The sequence below is a fragment of the Acidiphilium sp. genome, assembly GCF_049977125.1.
In the GTDB taxonomy this organism is placed as follows: Bacteria; Pseudomonadota; Alphaproteobacteria; order Acetobacterales; family Acetobacteraceae; genus Acidiphilium.
In genome coordinates this window covers 1-5,257 of the sequence record NZ_JBMFGY010000169.1, presented here as the reverse complement: position 1 = coordinate 5,257, position 5,257 = coordinate 1, and the positions used below count along the sequence as shown (strand labels likewise).

The 5,257-nt window shown below is 54.6% G+C and carries 5 protein-coding genes; 4 read left to right on the top strand and 1 reads right to left on the bottom strand.

The window, feature by feature from the left end; translation table 11 throughout:
• Nucleotides 1-100: 100 nt before the first annotated feature.
• Nucleotides 101-616: a DUF2147 domain-containing protein gene (locus ACP5E6_RS15880; RefSeq protein WP_427955692.1), complete on the bottom strand. Its 516-nt coding sequence runs from the start codon at nucleotides 614-616 to the stop codon at nucleotides 101-103.
• A 261-nt stretch (nucleotides 617-877) separates the two neighbouring features.
• On the opposite strand from ACP5E6_RS15880, the gene ACP5E6_RS15875 reads away from it, so the two are divergent.
• The 4 genes from ACP5E6_RS15875 to clpA all read left to right on the top strand — a co-directional run bounded on the left by ACP5E6_RS15875 (nucleotide 878) and on the right by clpA (nucleotide 5,242).
• On the top strand, nucleotides 878-1,879 hold the full coding sequence (locus ACP5E6_RS15875) for a lipid A deacylase LpxR family protein (RefSeq protein WP_427955689.1): 1,002 nt from the start codon (nucleotides 878-880) through the stop codon (nucleotides 1,877-1,879).
• Nucleotides 1,879-2,223: a GFA family protein gene (locus ACP5E6_RS15870; RefSeq protein WP_427955687.1), complete on the top strand. Its 345-nt coding sequence runs from the start codon at nucleotides 1,879-1,881 to the stop codon at nucleotides 2,221-2,223. The genes ACP5E6_RS15875 and ACP5E6_RS15870 overlap by 1 nt, the downstream gene beginning before the upstream one ends.
• Before the next feature lie 153 nt (nucleotides 2,224-2,376).
• On the top strand, nucleotides 2,377-2,706 hold the full coding sequence (gene clpS, locus ACP5E6_RS15865) for an ATP-dependent Clp protease adapter ClpS (RefSeq protein WP_427955694.1): 330 nt from the start codon (nucleotides 2,377-2,379) through the stop codon (nucleotides 2,704-2,706).
• 208 nt (nucleotides 2,707-2,914) lie between these two features.
• Nucleotides 2,915-5,242 (top strand): ATP-dependent Clp protease ATP-binding subunit ClpA, encoded by a 2,328-nt coding sequence (clpA, locus tag ACP5E6_RS15860; RefSeq protein WP_427955684.1) that lies wholly within the window; start codon nucleotides 2,915-2,917, stop codon nucleotides 5,240-5,242.
• Nucleotides 5,243-5,257: the final 15 nt, after the last annotated feature.

Here is a 5,257-nt window from a genome sequence, read left to right as displayed (position 1 = left end):
TCAAGTGTAATTTCCCAGGGGGTTCGTGTCTCATCGTCATTGGCACGGAGGGGTTGGCGGCGGGGGCGATGAGCGCGGCGGACTACTACAGATTACGAATTCAGTCGCGCTGATCGGCGTTAACCTGATCTGGCAAGACGGACTGCGCCATTTGGGCCTGATTGATGCGACAAGACCGCGGTACCCGGCCCTGATAGCGCAGCCAGTGTTGGGTCTGACCGAAAATCGGCAAACCGATGTAGCCGCGCAACGCGAGCTCGCCCATGCGGGTCACGTGGAATTCCGCGTGATAGCGATCACCATTGCGGGGATCGACGATACCGCCGCGCCATAATTCACCTTGCTGTTCAGACGGCCGGATCAACTCGAACCCACATTGCGGTCGACCGCGGTAGTCAGCAGGCTCCGGCACGCCGGCATCAAGCATCAAGCCAACGATGCGGCCACACAGACCAGCACCATTGCTGCAGGGTGAAATTCTCACTACTGCGCCGCCCTGCCCTGTCAGCCAGTCACCGATCGGTGACCGCACCTCTGCTCTCGCTGTGCCGTATGACAGGGCAATCACGATACTGGTGACGAGACTTCCTGCTAACATAAGCCGCTTCATCATCATTGCCTAAAATATGAATATCCAGAGCCCATCATCGCTCGGTTGCTAACTTCAACGACGGACTGCGACATAATCCACGTTCAGCGTTTTGAAACGGATTTTCCGAACATAGGCTCTATGCGACATGCGATATGATTTTGATGGCACTGTGGCAAAATCCTCACAGCCATCTTGCTTCACGGGCCTTGAACGCCATACATCTAGGTGTGTTGATCTGCGTTTCGGGCGACTGGCGTCCGATGTTACGAACTCAGGACGTCTTCCATGAACAAAAATCTGGCTTTGATTGCCCTCTGCACTGCCCCGCTTTTCTATGCGATTCCGGCCTTTGCGCAGGAAAGCAGCGGATTTCCAACTGGAACCTGGACGATCCAGGATGAAAACGCATCGATCAGCACCCAAAGCCTCACCGATCGATACTACGTCAACGGTTTACACATCGGCTGGACATCGCAGGCAGGGAATGTACCCGACGTAGTCGCCGATTTTGGTCGCGATCTCCTGGGCGACGGTGTCCAGAGGATCAGCATAGGCCTCACTCAAAAAATTTTCACCCCCAATACGACACAGGCAATCAACCCGCCTGTTAATGAGGAGCCTTACGCTGGTTCATTACTCGGCACCTTCGAATTGATACAGGACACTGATACAACTCGCACCATACTTGGCGCTGACGTCGGTGTGATTGGGCGTGATGCCGGCGCTGAGATCGTCCAGAATGGCTTTCACGCGGTCATCGGCCAAAGTGGAACCCATGGTTGGGCTTATCAGCTGCCCTCGGAACCGGCTTTCGATTTAATGGCGGCGCGCATCTGGCGAATCGGGCTCGCCCGATTCAATGACGGGCTGCAAGTAGACGCTTTGCCACAATTGTCTGGCATGCTGGGAACCACAGAGATTTATGTTGAACCGGGGATTACTTTTCGCCTCGGTGAAGGGCTGAATTCCGATTTCGGTGCCCCTCTGCTGCGTCCAGGCCCCTCAGGTTCCGATGCCTTCAGGGCATCGCGGTCAATCGTGTGGTATGTGTACGGAGGGGTAGCAGGAAAGTTGATCGGGCATGACGAATTTTTGCAGGGGGCTGATTTTCAAGCGAGCCGGTCGGTCGATCCGTTTCGCGCCGTTGGCCAAGTGGATGCCGGGGTCGCTGTGATCTGGCGCGGTATTCGTTTCAGCTACACGCAGGTATTTCAGACGCGTCGCTACGTGGGGCAGGTTGGTGGCATTCACGAATACGGCTCGCTTGCCGTTTCGGCGAAATTTTGATGGCGTTGGGTGGCTGCCATTGCGGGGGGATTCGCTATGAAGCCGACTCGACCGCGGTGGAAGACACCGGGATCTGCCATTGCTCGATCTGTCGCCGAACCAGCGGCGCGCCACTTTTAGCGTGGGCGTTTCTACCCGATTCCGGCTTCACGCTGCTGCGGGGCAGGCCGTCGTTCTATCGATCGTCGCCGGAATGTGAACGTCAGTTTTGTGCTACGTGCGGCTGTCAACTCTTCTACAGGCCGATCAATGGACCCGGTATCGGCATTCACACCGCCACACTCGACGAGCCCGAAACTCAGGAATTTCGGCCGCGGCTGCATATGTGCAAGCGGATCGACTAGGGTGGATCAGGCTTGCAGATGGCTTGCCACAATTTCCGACCAACCACATCCCGCCCCCGATCACGGATAATCTCGCTGCGGGCGCAAATTAGCTCTTTCCCACAGGGGTACCGTATGGATATGCTGCACGAAGCATTAAATGAGATAAGGTCGATGTCTGGCTCTGATCGTCGTGGCACTGGCAATGGTTTGGGTACTGGAATTGCAACCCGTACGCGCACGAAAACGCGGAAACCGGCACTCTACAAAGTGTTGATGCTTAATGACGACTACACGCCGATGGAGTTCGTGATTCATGTTCTCGAACGTTTTTTTTCGAAAAGTCGTGAAGAGGCGACGCGGATCATGCTTCATGTTCATCGTCGCGGCGTCGGCGTCTGCGGCGTGTTTACCTACGAAATCGCTGAAACCAAGGTAACGCAGGTAATGGACTTAGCGCGGCAGAGCCAACATCCACTGCAATGCACGATTGAGAAGGAATAATTTCGGTGGATAACTCAGGTGGCTCCCATAATTTTGCAGACGAGACCCACTTTGGTCATCATTGCGAAAGTTTTGCGCGGTATCATGTCATTGATGTGTTACGCTAAGCGTGGGTGAAGTTAACGATCTCGCGGCTGACCCGCCGCATCGGGCTTGACCAAGGCGGCATGGGCCGCCTGCCGGAAGCTCTGCTAGGAGTGATAAGGATATGCTTTCTCGCAATCTGGAACAGACCCTACACCGCTCATTGGCGTTTGCTGCCGAGCGCCGTCATGAATATGCGACTCTTGAGCATTTATTGCTCGGGCTGATCGACGACGCCGATGCGCTCACGGTGCTGCGTGCTTGTGGTGTCGATATTGAGCGCCTTCGCCGTGAAACCACCGAATTTCTTGACAAGGACCTGGCTGGTCTCGCAACCGATCGCGCTGGCGATCCTAAGCCCACGGCTGGGTTTCAGCGCGTTGTTCAGAGAGCCGCAATTCATGTGCAATCCTCTGGCCGCGATGAAGTGACAGGAGCCAATGTGCTCGTCGCTCTGTTCTCCGAGCGCGAAAGCCATGCTGTGTATTTCCTGCAAGCGCAGGATATGACGCGTCTTGATGCTGTCAATTTCATTAGTCATGGAATTGCCAAATCTCCTGGTCGCTCGGTTCCGCGTACGCCGTCCGGTAGTGCTGAAAGCCCCGAGACGGAACAGGAGCAAAAGCCCAAGCGCGGGCAGGATGCTTTGGCTAATTATTGCGTAAATCTGAACAAAAAAGCGCAATCTGGCAAGATTGATCCGCTCATCGGTCGCGAAATGGAAATCGAGCGAACGATCCAAATTCTGTGCCGCCGCTCAAAAAACAATCCGTTATTCGTGGGTGATCCAGGTGTTGGCAAAACAGCCATTGCCGAGGGACTCGCCAAACGTATTGTTGATGGTGATGTGCCCGAAGTGCTTGCCAAATCAACAATTTACTCGCTCGACATGGGGGCATTGCTGGCCGGCACCCGCTACCGGGGAGATTTCGAAGAGCGCCTCAAAGCCGTCGTTTCAGAACTTGAAGCCTTGCCCGGCGCAGTTTTATTTATTGACGAGATCCACACCGTCATAGGTGCTGGCGCAACTTCCGGTGGCGCAATGGATGCGTCAAATCTACTTAAGCCCGCCCTATCTTCCGGGGCGCTGCGCTGTATTGGGTCAACGACTTATAAGGAATTCCGCACTTATTTCGAAAAAGACCGTGCGTTGGTGCGCCGCTTCCAGAAAATCGATGTCAATGAACCTTCAATTGATGATGCGGTGAAGATTTTACGCGGTCTCAAGGGTGTGTATGAAAAACACCATAAGGTCCGTTACACTGACGACGCCATTCGCGCCTCCGTTGAACTATCCGCAAAATATATTCACGATCGCAAGCTGCCCGATAAAGCGATCGATGTGATAGATGAGGTGGGTGCCTCAAGGATGCTACTTCCAGAGAACAAGCGCCGGAAAACGGTCACCTTGCGCGATATCGAGGAAATCGTTGCCAAAATTGCCCGCATTCCGCCCAAATCGGTCTCGGCCGACGACAAGGAAACCCTTCGTTCACTCGAACGCGACCTGAAGTCAATGGTATTTGGCCAGGACCTCGCCATATCTTCCCTCTCGGCCGCGATCAAGCTTGCCCGTGCCGGTCTGCGCGATGCTGAAAAGCCGATCGGATGCTACCTATTCTCCGGTCCCACCGGTGTCGGTAAAACCGAAGTTGCCCGTCAGTTGGCCAGCACTTTGGGTATCGAACTGACGCGGTTCGATATGTCAGAGTATATGGAGCGCCACTCGATCTCACGTCTGATCGGCGCGCCTCCAGGTTATGTCGGCTTCGATCAGGGAGGCATGCTGACAGACGCAATCGATCAGCACCCGCATTGTGTGCTTTTGCTTGATGAAATCGAGAAAGCCCATCCTGATCTTTTTAATATCCTCCTCCAAGTCATGGATCACGGCAAGCTAACCGACCATAATGGAAAGAACGTCGACTTCCGGAATGTTATTCTAATCATGACCACAAACGCCGGTGCCGCCGATATGGCCAAGGCGGCAATCGGCTTTGGTCGCGAGATGCGAGTTGGCGAGGATGAGGAGGCGATCAAACGCATGTTCACTCCAGAGTTCCGTAACCGTTTGGATGCGATCATTCCGTTCGCCGGCCTAACTCCGGAAATCGTCGCCCAAGTCGTCGAGAAGTTCGTGATGCAGCTTGAGGCCCAATTAGCAGACCGAAATGTTACAATCGAGCTCTCTTCGGCGGCCAAGGAGTTCCTTGCTGAGAGAGGCTATGATCCACTCTATGGCGCACGGCCTTTGGCGCGTGTAATCCAGGAGTTGATCAAGAAGCCACTGGCTGAGGAATTGCTATTTGGTAAATTGGTAACCGGTGGGGCAGTTAAAGTAAGTTTTCGCGATGGTGCCCTTGCATTTGATATCGCTGAAGCTCCGAAGACGTCGATGCCGAAGCCAGAAGGCGACCAAGAGGAGCAAGCGCCTCCTCAGGAGGTACAATAGGGATGGGTTCCTTAG